The sequence below is a fragment of the Marivita sp. genome (assembly GCF_020055675.1).
GTDB lineage: Bacteria > Pseudomonadota > Alphaproteobacteria > Rhodobacterales > Rhodobacteraceae > Marivita.
Window position 1 is genome coordinate 85,231 of the sequence record NZ_JAIPUS010000004.1, and the last position, 25,520, is coordinate 110,750.

At 61.2% G+C, this 25,520-nt stretch carries 28 protein-coding genes; 8 read left to right on the top strand and 20 right to left on the bottom strand.

Annotated features, from left to right (window positions below):
* The first annotated feature begins 30 nt into the window (after window positions 1–30).
* The 3 genes from LCF59_RS04695 to LCF59_RS04705 are packed head-to-tail and all read left to right on the top strand — an operon-like array spanning window position 31 to window position 1,674.
* Window positions 31–660, top strand: a complete 630-nt coding sequence (locus LCF59_RS04695; protein WP_292286095.1) for a DapH/DapD/GlmU-related protein — start codon at window positions 31–33, stop codon at window positions 658–660.
* Window positions 632–1,195, top strand: coding sequence for a hypothetical protein (locus LCF59_RS04700; protein WP_292286097.1), 564 nt, complete (start codon window positions 632–634; stop codon window positions 1,193–1,195). Before LCF59_RS04695 ends, LCF59_RS04700 begins: the two co-directional genes overlap by 29 nt.
* Window positions 1,192–1,674, top strand: a complete 483-nt coding sequence (locus tag LCF59_RS04705; protein ID WP_292286099.1) for a hypothetical protein — start codon at window positions 1,192–1,194, stop codon at window positions 1,672–1,674. Before LCF59_RS04700 ends, LCF59_RS04705 begins: the two co-directional genes overlap by 4 nt.
* Before the next feature lie 330 nt (window positions 1,675–2,004).
* Here the strand turns inward: LCF59_RS04705 and LCF59_RS04710 are convergent, their stop codons facing one another.
* The gene (locus tag LCF59_RS04710; protein ID WP_292286100.1) at window positions 2,005–3,147 is read right to left on the bottom strand and encodes an alpha-D-ribose 1-methylphosphonate 5-triphosphate diphosphatase; all 1,143 of its coding nucleotides are present in this window, start codon (window positions 3,145–3,147) and stop codon (window positions 2,005–2,007) included.
* A 49-nt stretch (window positions 3,148–3,196) separates the two neighbouring features.
* Here LCF59_RS04710 and LCF59_RS04715 point away from each other — a divergent pair, with 49 nt between their 5' ends.
* A complete protein-coding gene (locus LCF59_RS04715) occupies window positions 3,197–3,868 on the top strand; it encodes a DUF1045 domain-containing protein (protein WP_292286102.1) in 672 nt (223 codons plus the stop codon).
* Here the strand turns inward: LCF59_RS04715 and phnN are convergent.
* Window positions 3,850–4,395 carry a phosphonate metabolism protein/1,5-bisphosphokinase (PRPP-forming) PhnN gene (gene phnN, locus LCF59_RS04720; protein WP_292286104.1) on the bottom strand — a complete coding sequence of 182 codons (546 nt, stop codon included), beginning with the start codon at window positions 4,393–4,395 and terminating at the stop codon, window positions 3,850–3,852. The genes LCF59_RS04715 and phnN overlap by 19 nt on opposite strands.
* Complete coding sequence (locus LCF59_RS04725) at window positions 4,392–4,982, bottom strand: alpha-D-ribose 1-methylphosphonate 5-phosphate C-P-lyase PhnJ (RefSeq protein WP_292286106.1); 591 nt, start codon at window positions 4,980–4,982, stop codon at window positions 4,392–4,394. The genes phnN and LCF59_RS04725 overlap by 4 nt, the downstream gene beginning before the upstream one ends.
* A gap of 65 nt (window positions 4,983–5,047) precedes the next feature.
* Here LCF59_RS04725 and LCF59_RS04730 point away from each other — a divergent pair, with 65 nt between their 5' ends.
* Window positions 5,048–5,251, top strand: a complete 204-nt coding sequence (locus LCF59_RS04730; RefSeq protein ID WP_292286108.1) for a hypothetical protein — start codon at window positions 5,048–5,050, stop codon at window positions 5,249–5,251.
* 167 nt (window positions 5,252–5,418) lie between these two features.
* On the opposite strand, the gene phnH is transcribed toward LCF59_RS04730, so the two are convergent.
* Window positions 5,419–6,768 carry a phosphonate C-P lyase system protein PhnH gene (gene phnH, locus LCF59_RS04735; protein WP_292286110.1) on the bottom strand — a complete coding sequence of 450 codons (1,350 nt, stop codon included), beginning with the start codon at window positions 6,766–6,768 and terminating at the stop codon, window positions 5,419–5,421.
* A complete protein-coding gene (gene phnG, locus LCF59_RS04740) occupies window positions 6,768–7,223 on the bottom strand; it encodes a phosphonate C-P lyase system protein PhnG (RefSeq protein ID WP_292286112.1) in 456 nt (151 codons plus the stop codon). Before phnG ends, phnH begins: the two co-directional genes overlap by 1 nt.
* An 81-nt stretch (window positions 7,224–7,304) precedes the next feature.
* On the opposite strand from phnG, the gene phnF reads away from it, so the two are divergent.
* Window positions 7,305–8,024 carry a phosphonate metabolism transcriptional regulator PhnF gene (gene phnF, locus LCF59_RS04745; RefSeq protein WP_292286114.1) on the top strand — a complete coding sequence of 240 codons (720 nt, stop codon included), beginning with the start codon at window positions 7,305–7,307 and terminating at the stop codon, window positions 8,022–8,024.
* Between the two features lie 99 nt (window positions 8,025–8,123).
* Here the strand turns inward: phnF and LCF59_RS04750 are convergent, their stop codons facing one another.
* From LCF59_RS04750 to LCF59_RS04760, 3 genes are all read right to left on the bottom strand, one after another.
* Complete coding sequence (locus LCF59_RS04750; protein WP_292286116.1) at window positions 8,124–8,906, bottom strand: EAL domain-containing protein; 783 nt, start codon at window positions 8,904–8,906, stop codon at window positions 8,124–8,126.
* Window positions 8,907–8,986: 80 nt separating this feature from the next.
* Window positions 8,987–9,964 carry a sensor domain-containing diguanylate cyclase gene (locus LCF59_RS04755; protein ID WP_292286119.1) on the bottom strand — a complete coding sequence of 326 codons (978 nt, stop codon included), beginning with the start codon at window positions 9,962–9,964 and terminating at the stop codon, window positions 8,987–8,989.
* Window positions 9,965–10,021: 57 nt separating this feature from the next.
* A complete protein-coding gene (locus LCF59_RS04760) occupies window positions 10,022–10,294 on the bottom strand; it encodes a hypothetical protein (RefSeq protein ID WP_292286121.1) in 273 nt (90 codons plus the stop codon).
* Between the two features lie 53 nt (window positions 10,295–10,347).
* Between LCF59_RS04760 and LCF59_RS04765 the strand changes: the two genes are divergently transcribed.
* Window positions 10,348–10,728 (top strand): Hpt domain-containing protein, encoded by a 381-nt coding sequence (locus LCF59_RS04765; RefSeq protein ID WP_292286123.1) that lies wholly within the window; start codon window positions 10,348–10,350, stop codon window positions 10,726–10,728.
* Between the two features lie 90 nt (window positions 10,729–10,818).
* Here LCF59_RS04765 and LCF59_RS04770 read toward each other — a convergent pair whose 3' ends face one another.
* The 8 genes from LCF59_RS04770 to LCF59_RS04805 form a co-directional block, all read right to left on the bottom strand.
* Window positions 10,819–11,796 carry a type II secretion system F family protein gene (locus LCF59_RS04770; protein WP_292286125.1) on the bottom strand — a complete coding sequence of 326 codons (978 nt, stop codon included), beginning with the start codon at window positions 11,794–11,796 and terminating at the stop codon, window positions 10,819–10,821.
* 12 nt (window positions 11,797–11,808) lie between these two features.
* Window positions 11,809–12,807: a type II secretion system F family protein gene (locus LCF59_RS04775; RefSeq protein ID WP_292286126.1), complete on the bottom strand. Its 999-nt coding sequence runs from the start codon at window positions 12,805–12,807 to the stop codon at window positions 11,809–11,811.
* 16 nt (window positions 12,808–12,823) lie between these two features.
* On the bottom strand, window positions 12,824–14,293 hold the full coding sequence (locus LCF59_RS04780; protein WP_292286128.1) for a CpaF family protein: 1,470 nt from the start codon (window positions 14,291–14,293) through the stop codon (window positions 12,824–12,826).
* A 44-nt stretch (window positions 14,294–14,337) separates the two neighbouring features.
* Window positions 14,338–15,588, bottom strand: coding sequence for an AAA family ATPase (locus LCF59_RS04785; protein WP_292286130.1), 1,251 nt, complete (start codon window positions 15,586–15,588; stop codon window positions 14,338–14,340).
* A 53-nt stretch (window positions 15,589–15,641) separates the two neighbouring features.
* Window positions 15,642–16,412 (bottom strand): Flp pilus assembly protein CpaB, encoded by a 771-nt coding sequence (cpaB, locus tag LCF59_RS04790; protein ID WP_292286132.1) that lies wholly within the window; start codon window positions 16,410–16,412, stop codon window positions 15,642–15,644.
* 33 nt (window positions 16,413–16,445) lie between these two features.
* A complete protein-coding gene (locus LCF59_RS04795; protein WP_292286134.1) occupies window positions 16,446–16,949 on the bottom strand; it encodes a prepilin peptidase in 504 nt (167 codons plus the stop codon).
* Between the two features lie 90 nt (window positions 16,950–17,039).
* Window positions 17,040–17,213 (bottom strand): Flp family type IVb pilin, encoded by a 174-nt coding sequence (locus LCF59_RS04800; RefSeq protein ID WP_292286136.1) that lies wholly within the window; start codon window positions 17,211–17,213, stop codon window positions 17,040–17,042.
* Window positions 17,214–17,391: 178 nt separating this feature from the next.
* Entirely contained in the window at window positions 17,392–20,679 is a 3,288-nt protein-coding gene (locus tag LCF59_RS04805) for a PAS domain S-box protein (RefSeq protein WP_292286138.1), read from the bottom strand.
* A 610-nt stretch (window positions 20,680–21,289) separates the two neighbouring features.
* Between LCF59_RS04805 and LCF59_RS04810 the strand changes: the two genes are divergently transcribed.
* On the top strand, window positions 21,290–21,967 hold the full coding sequence (locus LCF59_RS04810) for a response regulator transcription factor (protein ID WP_292286140.1): 678 nt from the start codon (window positions 21,290–21,292) through the stop codon (window positions 21,965–21,967).
* A gap of 22 nt (window positions 21,968–21,989) precedes the next feature.
* Here the strand turns inward: LCF59_RS04810 and LCF59_RS04815 are convergent, their stop codons facing one another.
* From LCF59_RS04815 to LCF59_RS04830, 4 genes are all read right to left on the bottom strand, one after another.
* On the bottom strand, window positions 21,990–22,331 hold the full coding sequence (locus LCF59_RS04815; RefSeq protein WP_292286142.1) for a response regulator: 342 nt from the start codon (window positions 22,329–22,331) through the stop codon (window positions 21,990–21,992).
* 202 nt (window positions 22,332–22,533) lie between these two features.
* Window positions 22,534–22,953, bottom strand: coding sequence for a TadE/TadG family type IV pilus assembly protein (locus LCF59_RS04820; RefSeq protein WP_292286144.1), 420 nt, complete (start codon window positions 22,951–22,953; stop codon window positions 22,534–22,536).
* A 14-nt stretch (window positions 22,954–22,967) separates the two neighbouring features.
* Window positions 22,968–23,528, bottom strand: coding sequence for a TadE/TadG family type IV pilus assembly protein (locus tag LCF59_RS04825; RefSeq protein WP_292286146.1), 561 nt, complete (start codon window positions 23,526–23,528; stop codon window positions 22,968–22,970).
* The gene (locus LCF59_RS04830; RefSeq protein WP_292286148.1) at window positions 23,525–25,489 is read right to left on the bottom strand and encodes a Tad domain-containing protein; all 1,965 of its coding nucleotides are present in this window, start codon (window positions 25,487–25,489) and stop codon (window positions 23,525–23,527) included. Before LCF59_RS04830 ends, LCF59_RS04825 begins: the two co-directional genes overlap by 4 nt.
* Window positions 25,490–25,520: the final 31 nt, after the last annotated feature.

The window sequence follows — 25,520 nt, forward strand, 5'->3', positions numbered from 1 at the left end:
CACAACAGTTTTGCAAAACAGGAGAAACCCATGAGCGGCGCAGGCGCAAAGAACCACCTGAACGAAGAGCCGAATATCCACCCCGAGGCCAGCGTGGTCGACTGTGAGCTGGGCGCATGGACCGAAGTCGGCAAGGGCACGTCGATGCGGGCGTCCTCCATGGGGGACTGGTCCTATATCACCCAGCACTGTCACGTGGTCTGGACCAGTATCGGCAAGATGTGTTCCATCGCGAACGGCGCGCGGATCAATCCCGGCAACCATCCGACATGGCGGGCCGTGCAGCATCACAGCGTCTACCGGGCCGAAGCCTACGGACTGGGCGAGGACGATCACGACTTCTTCGAATGGCGCAAGGCCGACTGGGTCACCATCGGCCATGACGTCTGGATCGGGCACGGCGTGACCATCACCGCAGGCGTGACCATCGGCACCGGTGCCGTGATCGGTGCCGGTGCGGTTGTGACCCGGGATGTGCCCCCCTATACCGTTGTCGGTGGTGTGCCCGCACGGGTTCTCAAGCGCCGCTTTTCGGACCAGCAGGCAGAGGCGCTGATGGAGATCGCGGTCTGGGACTGGTCGCATGATGCCTACAAGCGCGCACTGCCCGACATAAGGAGGCTCGACATCGATGCTTTCATTGAGAAATATCGGGGCTGATCCACCGCCCTTGCGCAAACCCCGAAAGGTGGTGGATGGCAGTTTTCTGGTTCTGTTGGTCTTTACTTTGGCCGGGGGAGTGGCCGTTGCCTGGACCTCGGGGCTGGACCGAACCGGCGTGATCGTGGCTGAAGCATTCCGCTTTATCGCGGTGCTGGCGCCAAAGATCGCGGCGGGGATATTCATCGCCGCGACGCTGCCGATGCTTCTGCCCCGCGACAAGGTGGGACGGTTGATCGGACGGGAAAGCGGGCTGCGTGGACTGGTCGTGGCCGCTGCCTGTGGTGCCGCTTTGCCGGGTGGGCCGATGATGACCTTTCCGTTGGCGGCGGGGCTGACGGCGGCGGGGGCCGACCTTGGGGCCACCATCGCCTTCGTTTCCGGCTGGAGCCTTCTGGGGCTGAACCGGACGCTGATCTGGGAATTCTCGTTCCTGCCCTCCGATCTTGTCTGGACGCGCTACATGCTCAGTCTGCCGGCGCCGGTTCTTCTGGGACTGGCCGCGCGGGCGGTGATGCAAAGACGCGTCGCATGAACATCCTGATCGGAACGGTGCTGATCGGGGGCGCAGCGCTCTGGTTGTGGTCATATCTGCCCAATTCCGACTGGCGGCGCGCCTCCTACGAGGCGTCGCTGGACACCTTCCTGTTCACCGCGCCGCGGGTCCTCGTGGCCCTGCTCGGGGCCGGGTTCTTTGCCGAATTGCTGCCGGAGGACCAGGTGCGCGGCCTGTTGGGATCTGAGGCCGGACTGACCGCCGTGGTCCTGGCGATTGCCCTGGGGCCGCTGACGCCGGGCGGGGCCTTTGTCAGTTTCGCCATCGGTGCGGCGGCGCTCAAGGCCGGAGCCGCTCCGGTGGCCGCGATTGCCTATGTCACCTCCTGGTCGCTGTTTTCGACGACGAAAATCTTCGCCTACGAATTGTCCTTCATGGGGCGACAGGCAACGCTGATGCGTATTCTTGTCAGCCTGCCGGTTCCCTTTGCAATCGCAGGGCTTGCTCATTTCCTCTGAGGCCTTGTGAAATGACACAGGCCCCCGTCGAACCAGATCATGCGAGCCTGGTCTTGCCACGCGGAGCATCTGGCAACCTGTGTGGCCTGTTCACCAGGGATCGGAGCTTGGTCCTCGGCGCGCCCTGTGTTCCCCCGGTCAAGGTTTTGAAAAGCTCTGCGCGATGTCGGGGCGTTGCATCCGGACGGCACGCAGCCCATGACATGTCTTGGACGGTCCGGGATGGTGCGCCCGAGGGTCCTTGTCCGGATGACTGAAGACGATGCGCATCCCGACCGGTAGGGTTTCTTGACACCGTTGCAACAGATGAAATGACGAAACTTTGGACGATCAACTGACCTTGTTGCCCCGGCTCCAGACGCCGCGAAGAAGGGGCGTCTGCCCGGCGATGTGCACGCGCAGGACATCGCCCCGCAATCCCGGCAGCAGCGCGCCGCGGTCGGCCAGCCGCGCGGCGCGCGCGGGGGTGCGGGTGACCGTCGCGATTGCGCGTGGCAGGTCATCCCAGAGGCGGGCGAGGTGGAAGGCTGATAAAAGCAGCGCCGACGGAACGTAATCCGACGAAACGATGTCCAGCAGACCGGCCTTCGCCAGGTCTTCGGCGGCAACATTTCCAGAATGCGAGCGGCCCCGGATCAGATTGGGTGCGCCCATCATCACCGCAATGCCCCGAGTGCGGCAGGCTCGGGCTGCTTCAATCGTTGTCGGGAATTCGGCGAAGCCGACACCACTTTCACAGGAATTCGCGACATGCTCGGCCGTGGTGTCGTCGTGGCTTGCGAGCACAGCGCCAAGGCGGCCCGCTTCGGCGACGGCGCCGACCTCGTGGCTTGCGCCAAAGCGCTCTTGCAAAGCCAACAGCGTCTCGACATGGGTTGCGAATTCCGCATCATTCATGCCGCGCTTTTTGGACACATAGGTCTTCAGCGCGGTCAGATCGCGGAATTGGCGTTGGCCCGGGGTGTGGTCCATCAGGCTGACGATGCCGATCCGATCCTCCGGACCGAAGGCGGCAAGGTCGTCCAGCAGCGTCTCGGAACAGATTTCGGCCCGTAGATGCAGGAAGTGGCTGATTTTGAACAGCCCATCGGCGCGCGCAGCCAGCAGTTCGTCGGCCAGTTTGCGCGCGTGACCGATATAGCGCGCCTTGCCGGTATGCACGAACCCCACGCGCAACGCATCGAACACGGTGGTGATTCCCGTCGAGGCAAGCTCTGCATCATGGGCGATCAAGGCGGGAAGATGGGGCCAGTCCACCTCGGGGCGCGGCTCGATGTGGCGCTCGACATTGTCGGTGTGAAGCTCAACCAACCCGGGCAGAACCAGATCGCCCGCACAATCCACCGCACCTGTCGGCACGTTTTCTCCCTCCGCGATGTCCGAGATCATGCCCCTCTCGATCGTGACCGAGCCGCGTACCACCCGATCCGGCAGCACCACTTGCGCATTGGCAAGGCAGACGTCACCTGACATGTCGCTGTCATATGCCTTCGTCAAAGAGGAGGCCGGGAAAGGAGAATTCATGTCATATACTCGATTTGCTATTTTCTATGTGCCGCCCGAAGGGCCATTGGCGGAATTTGGTGCGTCCTGGTTGGGCTGGGATATCGTAAACGGTGCCGAGGCGCGTCAACCCGAGCTGCCCGGTTTGCATGATATCACCATGACGCCGCGCAAATACGGGTTTCATGGGACGCTGAAACCCCCGTTTCGGCTGAAGCAGGGGCATGACGTGCAAGACCTGGCAACGGCCATTTCGGAGATGGCTGAAACGCTTGCGCCAGCCTGTTGCGACGGGCTGGACCTGACGCCGCTGGGGCGCTTCTTGGCGTTGACACCCCGCGGAGACATGGCCCCCTTGCGGCGGGTGGCGCAGGCCTGCGTCCGTGATCTTGATGGGTTTCGCAGCCCGGCATCGGAGGAGGAGCTCGCACGCCGCAGACAGGCGGGGCTCAGCCCCCGGCAAGAGGCGCTGTTGATGAAATGGGGCTATCCGTATGTCATGGAAGAGTTTCGATTTCACCTGACCCTGTCGGGACGACTGCCGCGCGAAGCCATTCCGAAATGGAGGGATATCTTGTACGACAGGCTGCCGGATTTGCCTGCACCCTTCGTGATGGACAGCATCGCACTCTGCGGCGAACGGGGCGACGGGCGTTTCGAGCTGATCCATCGCTACAACCTCGTGGGCTGAAGCAAGGCCACGGCGCGGGCGACAGTTTGAGCCAGCGGTCCGTCATTCGAGACATGGATCACGTCGAGGCCGGCGGGCAGGGGCGTTTCGGCCCGCGCAAGGCGGGCTGATATTTCGTCTTCAGTCTCGCGCCCGCGCCCGGAAAGACGCTGTGCCAGTGTCTCGGATTGCGCCGTGATGTTCAGGACCACGAAGCGCGGAAAGACCACGGCCGCTTCCCCGAGGGTCTTTCGAGAGAAGTTCACAAGGCAATCGGTGCCCTTGTTCAGCTGGTATTTCACCGTGACAGGGATGCCATAACAAAGCCCGTGGGCACCCCAATGCACCGCAAAGGCGCCATCCCGGTGCAAAGCGGCGAACTGCTCGTCAGAGACCGCGTCATACTCTTCGCCACCCAGGTCCGGTGCCCGCGTAATCACCCGCCGCACCAAGTGAAGGCGCGGCATTGCCTCGTGAATACCGGCCATCACGCTGTCCTTGCCAACACCCGATGGTCCAACAACCGCTATGAGGCGTCCTTGTGTCATGCGGCAACTCCGGGGGTATAACGGCTGACATCGATCTCGCGGTCACATACACGGGCGCGTGCGGCCTCGTCATGGAAGATGCCGATGATCGCGGCGCCCCGTGTCTTGGCGCTTTCGATCAAGGCAAGAACCACCTCGCGGTTTTCCGCGTCGAGGCTGGCGGTCGGTTCATCCAGAAGCATTGCCGGATAGGCGTGGGCAAAGCCACGTGCGATATTCACGCGCTGTTCCCGGCCTGCGCCGAAGAGCTGGATCGCGGGGCAATCGCCCAGCTTGGGGTTGTCGAATTTCGGGATCGGCGACGCGTCCATCACGTAGCGCCCTTCGACCTTTACCGGATACGCGTAAGATGTCGCGATGTTTCCGTGGCGGCTGATGTCCTCGTAAAGTTTCACATGCATCAGGCCGTATTCCTCAAGGCTGTCCATCTTGCGGGTCTCGCTTTCGCGCGGTTCGAGAAACCGAAGCGGTTCCGGGATCGGCACCTGGTAGCCAGGGATCGCCAGACCCTTGAGGATGGTCCGGCGGATCATGCGTTTCGTCTGCTCGTCCAGATAGACGAAATTGTATTCGGAAGAGGGTGTCACAAGACTGTCTCACTGCTGTGGTTAATGCAACGCATCGAGTGGCTGTCCGCTACCCCGGGGGTTTTATGATTGCGTTGATGATTACTTTTCTGTGGTGGGCGGCGATCGCCCTTCTGGTGTGGCTGGCCATGGAACCCGTGCTGTTCCGTCTGCTGCCGCGGCTTGAAAGGCTGGTGCCCAGCGACCTGATCGGGCCGGATGGCTGGTTGGCGGACACCTCCAACAAGAGCGGCATCTTTGATCTGCCCCTGAAGCGCCGACGCGGCTAAGGTCACGGCACCGCCCTTTCCGTCAGGGCGGTTTCCAGCGCTTCGCGCGCGGACCCTGATGCGGGCGGCACAGGCATGCGCCGCCAATGCCGGTCCAGCGCGGCCTTGCCGTGCACGATGCGGCTGCCAGTCGATCAGCGCCCTGCGGATGTCGATGTGCTTATAGGTCATTCCGCCGCGTCCCTTCGTTGCTGTGGCGCCTCGATGTCGCGGCGCAGTTTGCGCACAAGCTCCAGCTCGGACTGGAAATCCACGTAATGTGGCAGCTTGATATGTTCGAGAAAGCCCGTCGCCTGAATATTGTCCGCGTGATACACTACGAATTCCGTGTCCTGCGCGGGCGCACCCTCATAATCCTCGCCCAGCTCTTCCCAGCGCAGCGCGCGATCGACCAGCGCCATTGATATGGCCCCGCGCTCGGTCTGACCAAAGACCAGCCCATACCCGCGGGTGAATTGCGGCGATTCGGTCTTGGAGCCTTTGAACTGGTTGACGGTTTCGCATTCGGTCAGGGTCACGTGGCCAATCTCGATGGCGAAACCCAATTCCGGGATGTCCATTTCGACCGGAACGGTGCCGATTCGCAGCTCACGCACAAAGGCATGGTTGCGCCCGTAGCCACGCCGTGTCGAATAGGCGAGGCCAAGGCTGAACCCTTCGTCGGCGCGAGCAGCGGGCATTTCCAACGGTTCGTGCGTGAGATCCGGCGGCGGGGTGTCGTCCTGTGGCGCGTCTTCGATCAAGCCTTCGCGATCAAGAAACTCGGTCACATGCGGCACCGGGCCTTGATCAGCCTCTCGCGTGGGAGCGTCGGACACTTCGCCCTCGGCTGCGAGTTTGAAATCCAGCAGCCGGTGCGTGTAATCAAATGTCGGTCCCAGAACCTGCCCGCCCGGCAGATCCTTGAACATGGCCGAAATACGCCGATCACAAGCCATGTCGCCCGTGTTCAACGGGACAGACGCGCCGAAGCGGGGCAGCCCCGCGATGCGGTCGCCGCTGGTGAAGACAAAATCCAATCCCAGCGGGACAAGGGCCGCGTTATCATGAAACGCCTGTATTTCCGGCAGAGACAGGCTGGCACTATCGCGGATGCCGGGGCCGGTCAGGGATGCGCCGTCGGCAGCAAGGGCTGCGCATTCGACGATCAGTGTCGCCGACCGATCCGGGTATTCGGACGTCCTGATAGGATAGGCTGTCTGGGGCGCCAGAGCATCCCAAGTGCCCAAGGCAAACATGCATTGCGACGGGCCAGTGATCGGTGCGCCTGTGTGAAACGCCACCCACGCGCGCGCAGATTCGCAGTCAGCCTCGCCCGCCAGATAGAGCGGTGTTTCCGTATCGCAGAGTGTCAGTAGCGCGACGCCCGCAGCGGCGGACAAAGGCGCGGGAGGCGTGGCGCCAGCCAATATCTGGATCGTGCCGGGACGGGCCATCGCCTCCATCACGCCGCGAAAGGCGTGGGCGGCATCGGTGGCCGGGTGCGCAAAGCCGCCTTCAAGTGTCTGGGCTTGCATCAGTCTTCCCCTCGCACCATCGTGAAAAAATCGACTTTGGTGGCTGCGGCTTTTTCGGCGCGGGTGGTACGACGTGCCACCTGTTCCTGCTCCAGCGGCCCAAGAACCTTCGTGCGCATGACAGTGGCTGCACCGGTCTGCATGAGCGCATCCACCAAGGCGGCCGCTTCTGCATCCGCTTTGTTGCGCCCCTGAATATAGGCGTGTCCAACCTCACCGCCGGTCAGCTTGAGCGCACAGCGGGTGATCGTCATTTCGCCAAGGTTGAACGGCGCACCTGTGCCGCCTGCGCGGCCGCGCACGATGACGCTGCCGATTTCCGGTGCACGCAGCCATGTATGGGCCGGTTGGGGCAGAGCGGCCTCAAGCAGAACCGTAACGCGCCCCTGTGGCGCATTGGCCATCAGGCCCATCCACGCCTTGCGATCCGGTGTCTGGTCGATCGTGTCTTTCATCTCGACAACTTTGCTGATCTATATACAACTAGACATATCCTACCAGATCCCCTGATCCAAGACAGTGGAGTTTTGTGAAATTTGCGTAACACCCGGTCTTCTACCCCCGTCTGGCAGGCCATCGCGGCGGCGCTGCGGGCGGATATTTCCGAACGGCGCTACCAGCCCGGAGACAAGCTGCCGACCGAGGCGCAGCTTGCTGCGCGGTTCGGGGTGAACCGGCATACGGTGCGCCATGCGCTGTCGCGGCTGGTGGACGAAGGACTGGTGCGCACCCGGCGCGGAGCCGGAGCCTTTGTCGCGTCCACGCCGACCGATTACCCGATTGGCGAACGCGTGCGGTTCCACGAAAATCTGCTGGTCGCCGGGCGCAGGCCGGACAAGCGTGTGCTTGACGTTGGGTGTCGCGCGGCCACGTCGGGCGAGGCCCGCGCGCTGGAGATCAACGAAGGCGCGCCGGTTTGTGCCTGTCACGGGCTTTCGCTGGCAGACACTGCGCCGATTGCGCTGTTCGAGAGCATGTTTCCGCTGGAGCGGCTGGCCGGGATCGACCGTCACCTGACCGAGACCAGCAGCGTGACCGAGGCCCTGGCCCGCGCAGGCGTGGGTGACTACACCCGTGCCAGTACCCGGCTGACAGCGGTTCTGGCCGATGTCACGCAGGCGTTGCACCTGCATCTGCGCGAGGGTGATCCGCTGTTGCGTTTGACCGGTGTCAATGTCAACGCGGCGGGTCAGCCGGTGGAATACGGGCGCACGTGGTTTGCCGGGGATCGGGTTACTCTGACGTTGGAGCTTTAGTCCCCGAACCCGGCCTCGCTCAAGTCCGACAGGAGGTGCCGAACACGACAGGCCCGAGGCGATCGCAAATCATGACGAGTCCGCCTGTACGGGTCGTGGTCAGGCGCCACGCTGATGATGTCGTCTGGCAGCCGGGCGTCCATAGAGAAACCCCTGGATTATTTGACATCCGTTTGTCCGCAACCACGACGCCTGTGAGGCCCGTTCGACACCCTCTGCCACAACCCGCAAGCCCAGTTCAGAGGCGAGCTTGATGGTGGCGCTCACGATTGCGGCGTCCCTGGCCTGATGGGGAAGATCCGTGATGAAGCTGCGGTCCAACTTGACCTCTTGAACGGGCAGGCACTTCAGATGAAACAGCGAGGAATAGCCAGTGCCGAAGTCATCGAGTGTCAGGGAAACACCCATTTCGCGAAGATCGAGAATGTTTCTCATCGTCAGGTCGCCTTTCGCAAGCACAGCTCTCTCCGTTATCTCCAATGTGAGGCATCCCGGATCGACCCCGGTCTTTTCCAGGATGTCAGCGACGGATTGTGCGAATTGCGCTTCGCCGAAGTGTTGCGCGCTGACATTGGCGGACATGTTGAGGCGGCCGGAGGCACCTTTCGTCCTTGCGTGGGCCATTTCCTTGCAGACCGTCTCGATGACCCAGATGTCGAGCGCCGTCACTATCCCGCTTGCTTCGGCAACCGGAATGAACCGATCCGGCGAGATGAAATTGCCATCGCTGAGCGGCCAGCGGGCAAGCGCTTCATAGCCGACGATCTTTGGCCAGCGGTGCGAAACATCCACCTGCGGCTGGTAATGCAGCATCAGGTCGCCTTTTTCGAACGCTCTGGTCAGTTCCACGGCCTCGACGGGCCTCGCGGTCGTCCCGCTCATCGCGTGTGTTCCTCCATCGCGAGTCGGAGACGTCGCGTTCCATGGGTCAATTCCGGGAAAAGGGCGGGTTCCGTCCATGGTCAAGCCGCGACCACGCGGTTCCGGCCTTGCCGCTTGGCGCTGAAGAGCGCGTCATCTGCGAGTTTCTCGATCGCGTCGGACCCTCTTTGCGCCCCGTCAAGTGCTGCCAAGCCAACGCTCACTGTCACGCTGACCTCGTTGGTGTCGTCAAACCGGGTCTCTTCGACCTGCCGGCGCATCCGATTGGCCCAGACCTGTGCGGCCTCGATATCCGTATCGGGCAGCAAAACGGCGAATTCTTCGCCGCCGAGGCGCGCTACAAAATCGCTTCCACGGCAGTTTTGCAGGACGACGGCAGCGAATTGTCGCAAGACATTGTCCCCGGTCGGGTGACCAAACGTGTCGTTCACCCGTTTGAAATGATCCAGGTCGAGAAACGCAATGGTCGCAATTCCCTTGGTTCGGCGCTGCCGCATCAGCTCTTTTCTCAGGGCAGCTTCAAAGCTGCGCCGGTTGTGAACGCCTGTCAGAGAATCCTGGTTGGCTTGGCTGCGAAGCTCCAGCTTGGTCACGACCAATTTTGCGAATCCGCTGACAATCTCGGCCTCCTGCGCAGTGAACCGCCTTGGAGTGGTGTCGAATGCGCAGATCGTCCCAAGGTTATACCCCTCGGCCGTCGTCAAAGGTGCGCCGATGTAGCTGCGCAGGAAGGGCTCCCTTGTGACAAAGGGATTATCGCGGACACGTGGGTCCTCAAGCGTGTCCTCGATGATCAATGGCTCGTATTTGCGAATGGCAATGTTGCAGAAGGCAGCATCGCGCGCGCTTTCCTTGAGATCGAGCCCTTGGCGTGCCTTCAGAAATTGCTTGTCCTCAGTGATAAGACTGACTGTGACCATCCGCATCCCGAGGATGAGTTGAAGCAAGGTTGTTATTTGATCGAAGCTGGCCTCGGACAGGTAGGTTTGTGCATCGAGGCGACCAAGTGCCTTGATCCGGCCCGCTTCGTCGTGGAGATTGTCAAGTTCAAAGGCCATGTTTCGCACTAGGCTTCTGTAGATGAAAGAAAACTGCACCAGGGACAGGTGATCGGGTCACCAGTCGTTGGCCTTCAGGTAGTCGAGATTCAACTCTGGCAGGACGTCTGCCATTTCCGAAATTTCCGTCATGTCCAGAAGGTCGATCTGCACCAGCTTGGACTTGTTCAGCAGGATTGTCCTGTCGCGAAGTTTGAACGGAATGAAGGATCGCTCGTCGCAGAGAACGTCCAGAATCCGCTGGTTCTGGCTGACATGGACTCCCCCAAAATACTGGCTGCCGTTATCGAGGATTGCTTTGACCGGAACGCAGAATTTTGGATATTTCATGACGCTTCCTTTCATTTTGTGAAGCAGGCATCGGGTACAATCGGAGAGTGGCGATGGCGGGACGGGGTCCGACGAATGAGGTGTCGAAGGGCGTGCAGGACAGGGAGGCTTTCAAAGAGGCCTGTGATCTGTTCGGACACGAGGGCGCGTTGATGCGATTGCGCACGTTCTGTGCCGAACTCGGTGAATGCGTGCAGCGGATCGAGCAGTCACGCCCTGACCACGACACGTTGCGCGAAATGGCGCACAAAACCGTGTTCCGGGCCGGGATACTCGGGTTTTCCGACCTCGCCGAGGCCTCCATGGATCTTGAAGACGCAATTCGCCGAAAATCCGGAGAGGCAAACGCAATTGAGCAGTGGACCCGACACGCGCGCCTTGCCGCCGCGGTCTCGCAAGACGGCATCGACCCCCCGGCCCCCGATGCGACGTGACCCAAACGCCCGTCGCGCTGTTGTGCTGGATGTTGACGGGCCGGGCGCGCAAGAGGCGGTCATCATGAGACTGGTGCAAACATGCCATGCTCAGGTCGCTCCGATTGCCTGAAGGACCGCCGGCGTCGCGATCACAGCGAACAGGACCGGCAGAAAGAACACGATCATCGGAACGGTCAGTTTGGGCGGGAGAGCGGCGGCCTTCTTTTCGGCGGCCGCCATGCGGAGATCGCGGCTTTCCTTGGCCAGAACCCGGAGCATCTGGCCCAGCGACGTGCCGTATTTTTCGGATTGAATCAGGCCGATGACGGTTGCCTTGATACTGTCCAGCCCGGTGCGTGTGCCAAGGTTCTCGTAGGCTTGTCGACGATCCGACAGGTAGGCGAGTTCGGCAGTGGTGAGCGACATTTCCTCGGCCAGTTCCTTGGATTGTGAGCCGATTTCTTCGGCCACCTTGCGAAAGGCGGCTTCGCTGCTCATCCCGGATTCGACACAGATCAGCAGCAGGTCAAGGGCATCGGGCCAACTGCGCCGCAAGCTGGTGTGCCGCTTTGCGATCAGGTTGTGGACATAGAGCCTGGGCAGCCAGAATCCGACAATCGCCCCAGCAGAGGCCATGGCGGCTACGGCTGGCAATGGCAGGTCCGGTCTCACCACGAAGGCAATATATACGAATGCGATCATCGGCAGCACCACGGCTGCGATCAACCGTGACGCCAGAAATGCGACCAGGGGCGCGCGCCCCCGCAGCCCGGCCATCCGCAAAAGCAGGACTGTGCCGCTTTCGTTTGTCAACCGCGCCAGGCTCAACCGCTCCACGATCCCGGCGAAGACCCGGTTCGGCTGCTTGGCAAAAAGCTGTGAGCGCCCGTCGACATTTGCCGCCTTTCGCGGCTGGCCACGGCGACGTAGAACACTTCGCTCATTTTTTACAAATCGAACGCGTTCTGCCAACTGGTCGCGGGCAATCCACGGCCAGGCAACCGTCAGGACGAGCCCCATGACGCACAGCGCTGAAAGCACCATGATCATTTGCTCAAACTGTGATGTCGTCAGTTCGATGGGCATGACCTGTCTCCTTCACATGTCAAAATTGATCATCTGGCGCATGATGAACACACCGATGGACATCCAGAGCGCACAGGCGACGACCACCGTGATGCCCGCAGTCGTCTGGTAGAGAACGGCGAGATATTCGGGACTCGTCACCTGAACGAGAAGCGCGACGACCACGGGAAGCGAGCCGATGATCCCGGCCGAGGTCTTGGCCTCCGCGCTCATCGCCTTCACCTTGGCATGGAGTTGCCGGCGACCCCGCAATACTGTGGACAGATTGCCCAGGGCCTCGGTCAGGTTGCCGCCTGCGCGGTTCTGGATCGCGACAACGATCGCGAGAAACCCGACCTCTTGCAGCGGGACGCGCTGTGCCAGCTTGTCGACCGCCTCGTGGATGGGCAGTCCGACGGATTGGTCCTCGACGACTTGCCTGAATTCGCTGCGGATCGGCTCTGCGCTGTCGGCCGCGACAACTGCCAGACAATCCGCCAGCGGACGCCCGGCACGGACGCCACGGACGATCAGGTCGATCACGTCCGGAAACCCATTCGCAAAGACGGTCAGCCGCCGATGGCGAAGAAACTTGACGTAAAGATGCGGAACGGCAAGCCCGGTGAACAGCGCGATGCCGCTTGCGTAAAGCAACCCAAGTGATGACGTGGCTGCGAAGGCACCAATGGCGATCGCCGCGCAGAAAAGCCAGTAGCCGGACGGTTTCCAACCCAGGCCCGCCTCCCGGAGGCGCTGCTCGAGCCCCGGCTTGCGCCGCTGGTTGCGTTGCTCCGATTGGCGGTCTTCGATCTCTTTAAGGGTTTTTTCAATTGCCTTTCGATGGGTCGAGGCCTTGCTGTCGGAAGGGGTCGCAGCGCTGACATTGCCACTGCCGCCAAGGGCCAAGGCCATCCGCCGCTTCCAAAGCGCCTGCGCATCGAGATATGGCATGGCAAACAACAGCACGAGACCCACTGCGGCCAGCGCGGCAAGCGGCACAATCAAGAGAGTGAAGTCGAATTGCTGCATCATTGTACCAGCTCTGGTTTCAGGTGGGGGCGGTCGACGCTTCGAGCGCGCGCGACAGCCGGTTTTCTTCGCCGAAATAGCGGGCGCGATCCCAGAACGCCGGGCGGCCGATGCCCGTCGACTGGTGCTGGCCGATGATCCGACCGCTTTCGTCCTCGCCCTGCATCTTGTAGACAAAGATGTCCTGCAGGATGGGCACGTCACCTTCCATGCCCAGCACCTCGGTGATGTGGGTGATGCGGCGCGAGCCATCCCGCAGGCGCGCTGCCTGAACGATGACGTCGATGGAGGACACGGCCATCTCCTGGATCGTCTGTGACGGCAGGTCGAAGCCGCCCATCGTGATCATCGCGCCCAGGCGCGACAGAGCCTCGCGCGGGGTATTGGCGTGCAGCGTTCCCATCGACCCGTCGTGACCGGTATTCATCGCCTGCAGAAGATCGAAGGCTTCGGGGCCACGCACCTCGCCGACGATGATCCGCTCAGGGCGCATCCGCAGGCAGTTCTTGACCAGATCTCGCATCGTCACCTGGCCGGTGCCCTCGACGTTGGCGGGGCGAGTTTCCAGACGGACGACATGCGGTTGCTGCAATTGCAATTCAGCGGAGTCCTCGCAGGTGACGATCCGCTCGTCCGAGTCGACATATTTCGTCAGGCAATTGAGCAGTGTCGTCTTGCCGGACCCGGTTCCGCCCGAAATCAGGACATTGCACCGGACCCGACCGATGATTTTGAGGATTTCCGACCCTTCGGGCGTGATAGATCCGAAACTGACAAGTTCGTTCAGCGTCAGCTTGTCCTTCTTGAAGCGCCGGATGGTCAGGCTGGGACCGTCGATGGCCAAGGGCGGTGCGATCACGTTCACGCGGCTTCCGTCCGGCAATCGCGCATCGCAGATCGGGCTCGATTCGTCGAGGCGGCGCCCGACTTGGCTGACGATGCGCTGGCAGATATTCAGCAGCTGTTCGTTATCCCGGAAGCGGATATTCGTCTGCTGAACTTTGCCTTTCACCTCGATGTAGATCAGGTTGGTCCCGTTCACCATGATATCCGAGATATCGTCGCGTGCGAGCAATGGCTCCAACGGGCCGTAGCCAAGAACGTCGTTGCAGATTTCCTCGGTAAGCTCGGCTTGTTCGCTGCTGGACAGGACCGCGCGCTTGACGGAAAGAATCTCGCTGACCACGCCGCCGACCTCGCGTCGTGCGGCCTGAAGGTCCAGCAGGCCGAGTTCGCTGATATTGATCGACTCGATCAAGGCGCCGAAGATCTCTTTTTTCAGTTCGATGTAGTCGGCAGCGTTCTGTGGCGCCTCTGTCGCCGCAACCCGCGCTTGCCGTGACGGCGCGTCTTGTGCCCGCGTCATGTGCACCGGTTGATTGACCGAGGGCCGAGTGGCCGCGTCCGATGATTCCGCCTTTTCGGAGCCGGACGGCGTAACCTTTTGCGCGTTTTTCAATGCCGTTCGTTTTCCGAAGGACTGGGACATGAGGGTCTATTCCAATTGAGGTGAAGTGCGGGGCGGTTTTGCGGTCAGCCAAGGCCGAGATGTTTGCGAAGCCAGCTTCGCGGCCGTTTGTTGGTCTTGCCCGCGAGGTTGTGGACGATGCGCCTGATTGATTTCTGCGCTTTGCCGCGGGGCGATTGTTCGCGTATCGTCTGCCCCTTGACCGACGCAGCGCCGAATGTCGCCGGATCGAAAACGATGGTCGAACAGGTTTCGATGCCAAGGCTCGTGGCAAATTTACCGGCTGCGATTTCTTTGCGTTTGGGCATCCTGCACGCGTTGAGAATGACCATTGGCGGCGCATCATTGGGACGCAGAGCGCGCAATCGTTCAGTCAGAGCGAGCGAATTTCGCAGATTCGACAAATCAGGCGCAGTCACCAAGATGACATGGTCGGCCGATGTCAGGGTGTCGCGGCTGGCTGCGGACCAATCATGGGGCAGGTCCACGACGACATGCGGGAAAGACGCTCTGGCAATTTCGATCAGGCGCTCGATTGCGTCCGGTGCAGGGTCGATGTCGCACAAAACGTCATCGAAACCCGGCAATACGCTCAGGTAGTTCCCACGTTGAACGGTGAGCCGATCCAGGAGGGCCGCATCGAGCTTTTCGGGGTCGCTCACATATTTCTCAAGCCCTGTCATCGGCTTCAGATCGAGGTTTATGGCTGCTGAACCAAACCTGAAATCCAGATCGAGAAGCACTGTCGGACTCGATTGCTCTTCGGCGATCGTCCAAGCCACATTCTGCGCAAGGGTCGATGCGCCGACGCCGCCCTTGGCGCCGACGAAGGCGTACACCTTGCCAAGCTTTGTTTCGGAGTCCTGTCCGAACAGCCTCTGGATCATCGCGACATAGGTCAGTGGCGTGATCGCGCCGACGAGGTATTCCGATATGCCGCGCTCCATAAGTGTGCGGTACAGTTGGATGTCGTTTTCCACGCCGACGATGACAACCTTGGTTTTCGGGTCGCAGACCTCGGCAAGCGAGTCGAGCTGCTCCAGCAGCGTGTCGCCAGAGACGGCAATCTCGACGATGAGCAAAGACGGCGTCTGTTCGGTCTCGAACATCCGTCGTGCCTCTTCGACGCTGCCTTTTTTGATCTGCATCTTGACCCGGGTCAGACGACGGTCGCCGCTGGCACGCGTGATCGCGCCGTTGGTCGTGGCCGTCAGGCAGAACGCTGTCACAGTCAGGTGCGGTACACGGACGCTCGGCAACGTCTGATCCGGGGTCGCCTCGGCGCCGTCTTGCAGCGTGATGGGAGCATGTTTCATCTTTTTTCCTTCGCCCGAACGGTGCGACAGCTTCTTGATGCGGCGACACGACGTCAGTTGACGACAGTGTCCTCGACGACGTTTCCGCGGCGGACACGGATCGTCGTTGTCGGTTCCTCGGCCACCATCATCGCTTTTCCCGGTGACTTTTCCATCGGCCGGAGCGACAGCGACAGCGTGCCGGTCGATGCGGCTGCGGTCACGGCTTCGACCTGCGCTTCGGACAGTTCCAGCGTGGCCGTCTTGCCAAGCACTGTTCCGGCATCGACGTCGTCGCTGGTCTGGTCGATGGCCAGAACCCGGACACCGCGCAGAATGGTGCGGCTGCGGGTAACGTCGCCTGGTTGGTTTCGCGACGCCTGCACAGTGTGGAGCACATCGACCCGGTCATTCGGCAGGATGAACCCGCCTGCCGTGCTTTGCGCATCCACGTTGATCGCCACCGCACGTTGTCCCGGCGCGAGCGATGCCGCCATGAACCTGTTCGGAAGGTCTGAAAGCGTCCATTCCGTGATTGGCTCGCCCATGGAGAGCGGGCGATTTGCATAGCGGCCGACGAGATCTTCCAGCGCATCGGGGCGGACCGTACGATCGATCATGGCGGAAGGTACGGTGTCGGCGGGCCATTGCTGCCACTTGAGGGCAGGCTTGGTCACCTGGCTCCCGCGTGGCACGTCTTGTGCCGCGACAAGAACCCCGGTCATTTCGACCGCATCCGGTACCGACACCACTTCGCGGGGGGGCGGAGCGGTTTCCTGTGACGCGATCCAAGCGGCGCCGCCCCCGGCCGCCAGCGTGATCAGCAGAACAATTGGTCGTAGCATATCGGCCCTCCAGGCAGCAGCAGGTGACGGCGGTCAGCGCGTCAAGAGAGCGTCTGGCCGCAGTAGCACGACGGCGATGGCCGCCGCCGCAATGGCAATCCCGTAGGGCAGACGACCCACCGGGTCTTGGAATGCGGCGAACTTGCCGCCCGCACGGCGGTGGGCGCCGAATGCATGGCAAGCAAGGAGCGCCAGTGTCAGCACCCCGCCGGCCAGCGCCGTCAGGATCAATAGCGCCGGTGTTGCAGCAGGACCGAGCCAAAGTCCGGTCACTGCGAGCAGCTTTACATCGCCGCCGCCCATCCAGCCGCGCGCGAACAGGAGCAGGCCAACGGCGAGGATCGCGCCACCGACAGCAAGGCTGGCGGCAAGATCCCCCCAGCCCGGTTGCGACACTGTCAGGGACAGCGCAAACCCCGCCAGCAGATACAGGACGAGCATATTGGGTATGCGCATCGTCATCGCGTCGCTGGCGGCGGCGAACAATTGGCCACCGATGAACCAGAGAGCCGGGAAGAAAAAGACGGTGTCCAGCATGTCTTGTGTCACATCAGGTAAGTGCCGCACCGCAATTATTGCCGATGGGGCGTAGCATCGCGGTGCGGAGTAGAAGTCGCCGATGAACGATTAGGTGCCATCATTGAGTTCTGTGGAGACATCGCCAAAGATACCACTGAGATCAGTGCCAAGAGTTGTCAGCGCACCAATCAGAGCCACGGCGACAAGAGCGGCAATCAGGCCGTACTCGATGGCGGTTGCGCCGGACTCGTTACGTTTGAAGTTGTTTATAAGTTTTAGCATGAGATGCAGTCCTTCTTCCCGAATTTTCCCGGTTGTGCCGGCAGGGCGGCTTGGTGTTCCAATGCCTTGGGTGCCCTGGACGAAGGGTCGTCTGGGATAGAAGATGAGATCAAAATCACCTGTTAACTAGCTGGCGTCGTGGCCTAGCCATCTGGTCAGGACGATGGTGCAGCCGGTCTCAGTCTGCAGATCCTCCGTTCGCCAGGGCATCGACCACCTTGGCCATCAGCTCGTCGGAGCGGAAGGGTTTGGACAGTATCGGGATATCAGCCGGCACATGCCGGTCCTCGCCCATGGCATCGCTGGTATAGCCCGAGGTGAAGAGCATCTTCACATCCGGATGCAGCGTTTTTGCCTTCTGGGCCAGCAGAACGCCGCTGACGCCGCCCGGCATGACGATGTCCGTGAAGATCAGGTCGAATTTGCCGTCGGTTTCCAGGATGTTCAGAGCGGTTGCTCCGTTATGGGCCTCGACGACCACATATCCCAAGCGGGTCAGCACGGTACATACGAAGGTCCGAAGCTCGGCGTCGTCTTCCACCACAAGTATGCGGTGTTCCCCACCGAAGCGGGGTTCCTCGGCTATCGCGTCGGTCTCGGTGGGCTCCTCCTGTTCCGGTTCGTCCGCAACCGGGAGAAAAAGCGTGACGATGGTGCCCTTTCCCGGTTCCGAGGAGATTGTGGCATGTCCCCCCGACTGCTTGACGAGACCATAGACCGAACTGAGTCCCAACCCGGTTCCGCCCTGCAAATCCTTGGTCGTGAAGAAGGGGTCGAACGCATGTGCCACGACATTCGGCGACATTCCCGATCCATCGTCCTCGACGTCGATCTCGATATATGCGCCCGGCTGGCAATTGTGGTCGAGGTCGCTGACCATTATACTTTCTTCGCGCGTTCTGATGGTGATGGTGCCGCGATGCGGAATCGCGGCCCTTGAGTTGATCACAAGATTGAGCAACGCCGCCTGCATCTTGTCGGGATCAACATTTGCCACGGTGTCCGCGTCGCTCAGGTCGTACCTGATCTCGACGCTGGCATCGACCGCACGTTCGACAAGGTTGGCGGATTGCCGGATCAGTTTGTTGATATCGGTCGGTCTGAGCTCGAGCGGTTGCCGGCGCGAAAAGGCCAAGAGGTCACGCGACACCCGGCCACCCCGCTCAGCCGCGTCCTCGATCGACTGAAGCAAGGGGCGCAGGGGCGAGTCGTTGCCGATATCGTTCAGCAGAATGTCGCAGTTGCCAAGAATGATCGTAAGAAGATTGTTGAAGTCATGCGCGATGCCTCCGGTCAATTGCCCAACGGTTTCAAGCTTTTGTGCCTGGTGCAACTGCGCATCGAGCAACCTCAGATCGGTCACGTCCGACATTGCTCCGACCATGCGCCGGGGTGTCCCGGCATCGTCCCGAACGATGAATGCCTTGTCGGCCATGTCACGCCATGTGCCGTCCTTGGTCTTGATGCGATAGTCGCAGCGCCAAATCTGCGCGTCACCCGACAGCGCGGCGTCGAGGCTTTCTGTGATGCCGAGGCGGTCGTCAGGATGAATCCGTTCAAGCGCATGTTCAATGCAGCTTCCAGGGGCGTCGTACGCCTTCCAGTCCAGAAATGGCCCGAAGACCGTTTCAGAATTGTTGCTGTTCCAGATGGTGCCGGTGCACAGATCCCAGTCCCAGATGATATCCTGGCTGGCCAGGCTGGCGAGACGGAACTGCTCTTCGCGGGCACGCAGGCATTCTTCGTCTGCGCGCCGCTTGGTCGTGTCGCGCTGGATGGACACGTAGTGGGTACAGTTCCCCTCGTCATCGAAGACGGGATTGATGTTGATCTCGGTCGTAAACTTGGTGCCGTCTTTTCTGTAGTTCGTGAGTTCGGTGCGAATCGGCTTGTTGTTCTCAATCGCCATGCGGATATCTTCGAGACGCGCCCTTTCCGTATCCGGCCCCTGCAGAATGCGCGGCGTCGCGCCCAGGATGTCTGCTGGCGCAAAGCCTGTTATCCGTTCGAATGCGTCGTTGACATAGACGACCTTCGGGCCCGGAGGATCGACTGTCTCGGCTTCCGTGATCAGCACAACGTCGCCCACATGCGTCATTGCAGCATCGAGCAGGCGCAGGCGGGCGCGGGAGTCATGCTCCTCGGTGAGGTCGGTCAGATGGATGGCGACGCCAGCGGGCGTTGGATACACCGCGACGCTGACCCACCGTTCGGGGCCCGCGATTGCGCCCTCGAAGCTCTGGCGCGTTCCGGTTTCGAGCGCATCGGTAATCATCCGCTTGAAGAGCGGATCATGCGCAAAGGGGATGTCGTTCCAGATATTGCCGCCCACGAGGTTGGTGTCCGGCACCCCGAGGATGCTGTGTGCCATGCGGTTCATGTACTGGATGTTGCCGGCACAATCGTGAATGACAAAACCATCGTCAAGAGCGTTCACAATGGTCTGAAGGAGCGCCTGGGTCTCTTTTTTCACCCGCCTTGTTCCGACCAGCTCACTGACATCCTGCAAGGCGCCGTAGACCGAGACGATCTTGCCCGACGAATCGCGCTCCGCTTCGCCGACCATGCGCAGCCAGGTTTCCTCGCCATCGAACCGCTGGAACTGTGCGATTTCGTCGTGCCGGCTGCCGGTGCCAACGCAGGTCCAGAAACTGCGTTCGATGCGTTGGCGCTCTTCGTCATTTGTGAACCGGTTCGTCAAATCCTCGACCGAGGGGGTCAGCCCGTGCTCAAGCCCGAGAAGCTGGGCTGCTTCGGGTGTTCCGTCGAACTTCCGCGTTGCCGTGTCATAGCGCCAACCGCCGATCTGCGCCGTTTCGCACGCCAGGCGTTCAAGGTTTTGCGACCGCACCAGCGCGGTTTCCGTTTGCCTGAGCTCGGTGATGTCCTGAATGGTGCCTATGGTCGCGCCTTCCGTGTCCATCGGGACAGCGCCGCCGGGCCCGGTACTGGCCCAGAACACGCGGACCTGCCCATCCCCGTCATATGCGCGGAATTCGACATCGGTCATCACGCGCTCTTTCACGGCGCGTTCCAGCGCGGCATCAAAGCCGGGCCGGTCTTCCGGGAGGATGGTTTCCCGGAAGCCGTCGAGGCTGACGACATCTTCATCCTCGGGAAAACCGAAAACCTTGCGGATCTGCAAGGATGCGCGCACCGACCTCAGGTTCGGAAGAAGCGCCCATGTGCCGAAGCCCGACAGGTCGCCGGCCTGATCCAACGTTGCCCTCTGCGCCGCAAGGCGTTTGGACATGCCACCGAATGCCTGTTCGATGCGGATCAGATCTCCCCGGATGCCGCGCTGCTGTGACGGGTCCGGCGACGCGCCTGAAGGATAGGTGTCCAGAATGCGCCGTGTCGTGTCGCGTACCCGACGATGTAGCCGCTGCAAGGCGACGAGCGCTGCAATCAAGCCACATAAGACCGTGGCAATCGTGATGGCGGCGAGTATCTCGGTTTGCGTCATGACATCATCCTTTATTGGTGTGTCGTCCAGCCATTCGCTGCCGTCACCGCAAGACCACGGGACGTTTCATTGGCACAAATAGGCGCAGCCCTTGCGACCCCGTTCGGGGTGCGCTTGGAAAGATCGGCTTGCCGGTCCCGGCGCTGGGCCGTCAGAGCCGTTGCCAAAGGAGGCCGTTTCATTTGCGGGATCATTGAACGCGCCGGCAAAATGAGCCTAACACACGCGTCGTCGCATGACGTGACCAATCCTTCCTTGCAGCGGTTTTTCCATCGTGATGCCAACCGGTGCAGGATTTCGATGCTTGATGTCGCCTCCGACACCCGCAGGTGGTGACAGGCAGAACGCCGCAGGACGACCAGCGTGTCGCCGCACCCGGAAGGTCGGTGGTGAAGTCGCCGCGAAAGGTCGTGTTGACCTGTGTCGAGGCATTGCTTATCATTTATTTTTACGCGCAATGATAGTATGCCCAGTGACGTCTGTATTTCGGCGATTGAAGACTTAGCCTGGTACATTGCTCTGGTGTCGGGCCTGTTTCCCATTCCAATCGTCTAACTGACAAGGTCGCTGTCTGGCATGTTGGTGGAGCGGTACGCACAGTGATGATTTCATGTCGTCGCAAATAGAGCTTTCAACGCTCTCACCTGTTTTCATCGTCGATGACGATGAATTCTTCCGCATGGCCATATATTCCGTGCTGCGTGACAGGTTCGGTGTGGAAACCGTCATAGCCTGCGCGACATCGCAAGAGGCCATCGAACACCTGTCCGGTGACGTTTCCTTCGGCTTGGGACTCATCGATCTGAACATGCCGGGGATTGATAATCGCGATCTGCTGGACAGTATCAAAGCAAGGCAGCCCCAGATTCGCCTCGTGGTCTTGTCGGCGTCGAGGTCGCGCAAGGACATTCTAATGGCCCTTTCTGCAGGGGCGCAGGGTTTCATCAACAAGGGCCTGGGCATCGGTGAAACCGAAGCCGCACTCCAGCAGATCGCTGACGGTGGAGTCTACGTACCGCCGTTCACTCCGCAATCCGATGAGCCCGAGGACGCCGTGGTACCCGAGGCCGCGAAATCCGGTGTTTCGCTCGAGGCGTTGACGCCCCGCCAATTGGAAGTCCTGCGTCTTCTTGTTGCGGGACAGCCCAACAAGGGGATCGCGCGGGCGCTCGACATCAATCATAGCACGGTCAAATTTCATCTTTCCTACATTTTCCGTATCTTGGGGGCGTCGAACCGCGTCGAAGCTGCGATCCTTGGCGCAAAGCTGCTGGCTGATATCGAATAGGACAAATCAACACGGCTGATCTTCATATCAGGTGTGACAGATGCGCTGCCAAGTCACGCAAGCGGTAGGGTTTCGGCAGGACCCTGACGCCATGTGGCAAATGCTGCCTTGCGACCTTCAGTGCCCCGTGATCACCGGAGGTGAGAAGAACACCCAGTTCGGGTCGGATCCCAAGCGCCTGCTGCGCCATGTGCATGCCGCTTTGTCCTGTTCCGAGACGCATGTCGATGATCACCGCGCGGATGCTTGGATCTGCATCCAGCACCCGCAGCGCTTCGTCGGTATCCTGCGAGACAAGACAGGCGTATCCAAGCGAAGTCAAAGCACGCACGGCGAAGTCGAGCATCATTTGATCGTCATCCACGACCAGAATGCTGACGCACTCACTCATACGGGAAAGCTGATTGCGATGGTCTGGAAAATTCGGCGCAGATTCGCGGTCATGGGGACTTTCACTTTCCAGATAGGGTGTAAGTTGTTTTTGCGGTAGGGCTGGTCCCGCGCGCAGTTTTGATGGACGTGTGTCGTTGCAGAGATGAAATAGATGGCGTCACGCTCCAGAGGTTTCAATCCGGCGGGGCCACGGGAAAACAGGCTTCCACCTCGACCCAAGTGTCAGGCAAGACGATCAGGATGCTGGTCAGACGATGTCGTATTCCGATCCTGGCAAAATCGGGGGTGTTTTCACACCCAGAAGTTGCATCCGGTGTCACCGATTGGTCGGAGATGTCGATTGCCCATTCGCTGGCTTGCTGCTGCACGAAATGCACCGTGCCGCCAGTGTCCATCTTTCCATCAGTGGCACAGGGGGCAAGGCGCAAACCAAGACAGCGCGCCCCGGTCGACGCGGAATCCTGTAGCGCGACACGGGTCCATATGAAACGGCTGACCTCGATCGATCCGCCCAGCAGCAGCATGAGCGGCAGCGCGATGGCCGCGAATTCGATGGCCACGGCCCCGCCACGGTTCGAGAGGAAACCTTTCATTTCGGATCTGACTGTCACTTCAAGCGCAACACGGTGCGTGTTCCGACCATGTCTCCTTCGATAAAGGCATATCCCGGAAAAATCGTGACATGGTGGGCCTCGGCGGAAATTTGCACGAATTGCCCGGCGGTCCCCCCCGAGGCGCACGGCGCTTCGCAAGATGTCTGCCGGCCCCAGATTACCCTGTCTGCCGACAAGGTCGGGCAGTAGCAATTCGCGATATCTCCCGGCCCGGATTGCGAGGTTATGGCGGAACCGGTCCACGCGGCAGTTGCGGCATTGTTCACGACAGCCTGGCCGGTTTCCGAGGCATCCCCCTGCAACATGCCGGCGAGCGTTTCGGCAAGTTCCGTTGCGCCTGCCTGATCCTCCGGCGCGGATTGGAGAAGCGCATATTCGGCCATTGCCGTTACGCGCGCATCAAGCGAAAGCCGTGTGTAGGTGGCGCCGCCAATTTCGATCACCCCTGCGAGGATGAACAAGAGCACGGGGGCCAAAAAGGCGAACTCGACCGCGATGCTGCCGTGTTGCTCTTGTCGCAACCGTCGCATCAGGTGGGCTGAAAATCGGATCATCTCAGAAGCACCACGTCGCCGATGCCGCCCGATTGCGGCAGGTCGCATTCGGACGCGACGGAGGTCCCGCCCGACAGGGTGATTTCCGACCCGATCAACTGCAGGCACCCGCCATCGGCGCTGGCGCTCGCACCGCCGGATGTGGTGATCGGTCCGTTCGGAAAGTAGACCGCGCCCGACACCACGTTGCCGCTGGCTCCGGCCGCAAAAAGCGCGCCCTCATTGCGCGATGCATCCAGCGGCCCGATCACGGCCAGATCGGCGTAGTGGCCGGATTGCGGTGCCGTGAAACGGACGTTGCTATACCCCGCGGACACGCAGAACGCTTGTCCGCCACATTCCCAACCACTCGGTTCGGTGCCGTTTGCAGCGATCAGGAAGGTGGTGTTTTTCGCGTGGATGCTGATCGTTTCACCCTCGCAATCGGCGCTGCCGCCCCCGTCGCCGCCAAGATGCATGTATCCATCGACCGCATAAAGCCCTGCACCGAAGCGAATGGCGCCCGACGCCAGAAGTGACCCGCGGATCTCGTGCAGGTCGGCCGCCGGGATCACGAGGCAACTGCCACCGCCGCCCCCGTCGATATGTCCGGCAACTTCGAACAGACCGCCGTCGGCATCTCCCATGAAGGTCTGCGAGCCACCGCCAAGAGAGATCGCGTCACCACCGGAGGACGGGCCGAACCGGAAGCTGTTTCCGTTTCCCGTGCCCAGCGTCAGCGTGGACCCGCCTGTGTTCATCGCCCCACCGGGAAGACTGAACGCGCTCGGGCCCTCGAATGACAGCAGACTGGTGTTGCAGATGCTGTACCGGTCGGACCCCCAGTTGCAGCCCTGGTCCGAGCGACCGATGTTGTAGGTTCCCGCGCCGAATTCGGTGACCGAACCGCCACCGGTGCTGATGCCTTTGGCGATATTGTAGGTGCCGCCCGCGAACGTCATGCGCGTTCCGGTATTTTGTATTCCGCCGGAGATGTTGTAGACGATTGATTGCGCCCCGCCGGGGTTGAACCGCAGCGTGATCCCGCCCCCGATCGTTATGTTGCCAAGGTTGACCGTCGACTGTCCCGGACAGGCAAAGGTCCATGTGTTGTCGCTGCTTGCAAAGGTGGCCGAGCAGCCGACAGCCGCCGCCTGCGCCGTCGTGGTGCTTGGCGTCCACCCGAATTCGATGTCGGGGCCGTTCGCCACGACCACGTCGTCCGGAGCTGTCAGCGCCGCAGTGCTGGCCATTTGGCTTTGCGCAAGCAGGATGGGGTCGCTCCCTGCCAGCGCATCGGTTGTCGGGCGCCGCGCAATATCCGACGTTTCACCCTCTGGCGTGACGATGGTGTTGCAGCCGCCGGTCGCTGGGGCTGAATTGGAGTCATAGCTCAGGGAGTCGGTGACGATGCTGGTGCCACAGGGCGCGGCAACTTCTGCATTCGAGGCAATGCTGCAATCACTCGACGCCAACGACGTGCCACCGGACAAGGTTATACCGCTGCCGTCAGGGTCGAGCGCCTGCACACAGGCTGGGGCGCCGCCAAGTGCCCCGGCTACTGCGGTCGTCACAACATCGACGGACGCGTCGCCGCCCACGAGGGGCGGCAGGTAGAGCGCTTTGGGTGTCGTGATTGTCGCACGCACCGCGGACCCGTTGGCGGTCGGAACTGAGGGGTCGAGCATGACGGCAATCTCGGCGTTTTCAAAACCGTTCAGCCGCGCGACGCTTCTTGCGACGTTCACCATCGCCTCTCCATCACCCGTGCGCGAATACGTGACGGCTCCGGCGTGGGACGCGAAATCTGCTGTTCGTTGCGCGTCAGCCCTTACGCCCAGGACCTGGCCGTATTCCAGCGCCAGTCCCGCAAACCCCAAAAGCACGGGGATCGCCATCCCCGCAATGACGGCAACCGCGCCATCGTCCTGCGTGGAAAACGAGGCAAGAGATCGACTGGACCCTATGTCTGTTGATGGCATCGCTCTAGTCGCGACCCGTTTTTTGCGCGAG

Bases quoted from the DNA above. Each gene is read 5' to 3' on its own strand.
- LCF59_RS04695 (WP_292286095.1), top strand. From the start codon at position 31: ATGAGCGGCGCAGGCGCAAAGAACCACCTGAACGAAGAGCCGAATATC.
- LCF59_RS04700 (WP_292286097.1), top strand. From the start codon at position 632: ATGCTTTCATTGAGAAATATCGGGGCTGATCCACCGCCCTTGCGCAAA.
- LCF59_RS04705 (WP_292286099.1), top strand. From the start codon at position 1,192: ATGAACATCCTGATCGGAACGGTGCTGATCGGGGGCGCAGCGCTCTGG.
- LCF59_RS04710 (WP_292286100.1), bottom strand. From the start codon at position 3,147: ATGTCAGGTGACGTCTGCCTTGCCAATGCGCAAGTGGTGCTGCCGGAT.
- LCF59_RS04715 (WP_292286102.1), top strand. From the start codon at position 3,197: ATGTCATATACTCGATTTGCTATTTTCTATGTGCCGCCCGAAGGGCCA.
- phnN (WP_292286104.1), bottom strand. From the start codon at position 4,395: ATGACACAAGGACGCCTCATAGCGGTTGTTGGACCATCGGGTGTTGGC.
- LCF59_RS04730 (WP_292286108.1), top strand. From the start codon at position 5,048: ATGATTGCGTTGATGATTACTTTTCTGTGGTGGGCGGCGATCGCCCTT.
- phnH (WP_292286110.1), bottom strand. From the start codon at position 6,768: ATGCAAGCCCAGACACTTGAAGGCGGCTTTGCGCACCCGGCCACCGAT.
- phnG (WP_292286112.1), bottom strand. From the start codon at position 7,223: ATGAAAGACACGATCGACCAGACACCGGATCGCAAGGCGTGGATGGGC.
- LCF59_RS04750 (WP_292286116.1), bottom strand. From the start codon at position 8,906: ATGAGCGGGACGACCGCGAGGCCCGTCGAGGCCGTGGAACTGACCAGA.
- LCF59_RS04755 (WP_292286119.1), bottom strand. From the start codon at position 9,964: ATGGCCTTTGAACTTGACAATCTCCACGACGAAGCGGGCCGGATCAAG.
- LCF59_RS04760 (WP_292286121.1), bottom strand. From the start codon at position 10,294: ATGAAATATCCAAAATTCTGCGTTCCGGTCAAAGCAATCCTCGATAAC.
- LCF59_RS04765 (WP_292286123.1), top strand. From the start codon at position 10,348: ATGGCGGGACGGGGTCCGACGAATGAGGTGTCGAAGGGCGTGCAGGAC.
- LCF59_RS04770 (WP_292286125.1), bottom strand. From the start codon at position 11,796: ATGCCCATCGAACTGACGACATCACAGTTTGAGCAAATGATCATGGTG.
- LCF59_RS04775 (WP_292286126.1), bottom strand. From the start codon at position 12,807: ATGATGCAGCAATTCGACTTCACTCTCTTGATTGTGCCGCTTGCCGCG.
- LCF59_RS04780 (WP_292286128.1), bottom strand. From the start codon at position 14,293: ATGTCCCAGTCCTTCGGAAAACGAACGGCATTGAAAAACGCGCAAAAG.
- LCF59_RS04785 (WP_292286130.1), bottom strand. From the start codon at position 15,588: ATGAAACATGCTCCCATCACGCTGCAAGACGGCGCCGAGGCGACCCCG.
- cpaB (WP_292286132.1), bottom strand. From the start codon at position 16,412: ATGCTACGACCAATTGTTCTGCTGATCACGCTGGCGGCCGGGGGCGGC.
- LCF59_RS04795 (WP_292286134.1), bottom strand. From the start codon at position 16,949: ATGCTGGACACCGTCTTTTTCTTCCCGGCTCTCTGGTTCATCGGTGGC.
- LCF59_RS04800 (WP_292286136.1), bottom strand. From the start codon at position 17,213: ATGCTAAAACTTATAAACAACTTCAAACGTAACGAGTCCGGCGCAACC.
- LCF59_RS04805 (WP_292286138.1), bottom strand. From the start codon at position 20,679: ATGACGCAAACCGAGATACTCGCCGCCATCACGATTGCCACGGTCTTA.
- LCF59_RS04810 (WP_292286140.1), top strand. From the start codon at position 21,290: ATGTCGTCGCAAATAGAGCTTTCAACGCTCTCACCTGTTTTCATCGTC.
- LCF59_RS04820 (WP_292286144.1), bottom strand. From the start codon at position 22,953: ATGAAAGGTTTCCTCTCGAACCGTGGCGGGGCCGTGGCCATCGAATTC.
- LCF59_RS04825 (WP_292286146.1), bottom strand. From the start codon at position 23,528: ATGATCCGATTTTCAGCCCACCTGATGCGACGGTTGCGACAAGAGCAA.
- LCF59_RS04830 (WP_292286148.1), bottom strand. From the start codon at position 25,489: ATGCCATCAACAGACATAGGGTCCAGTCGATCTCTTGCCTCGTTTTCC.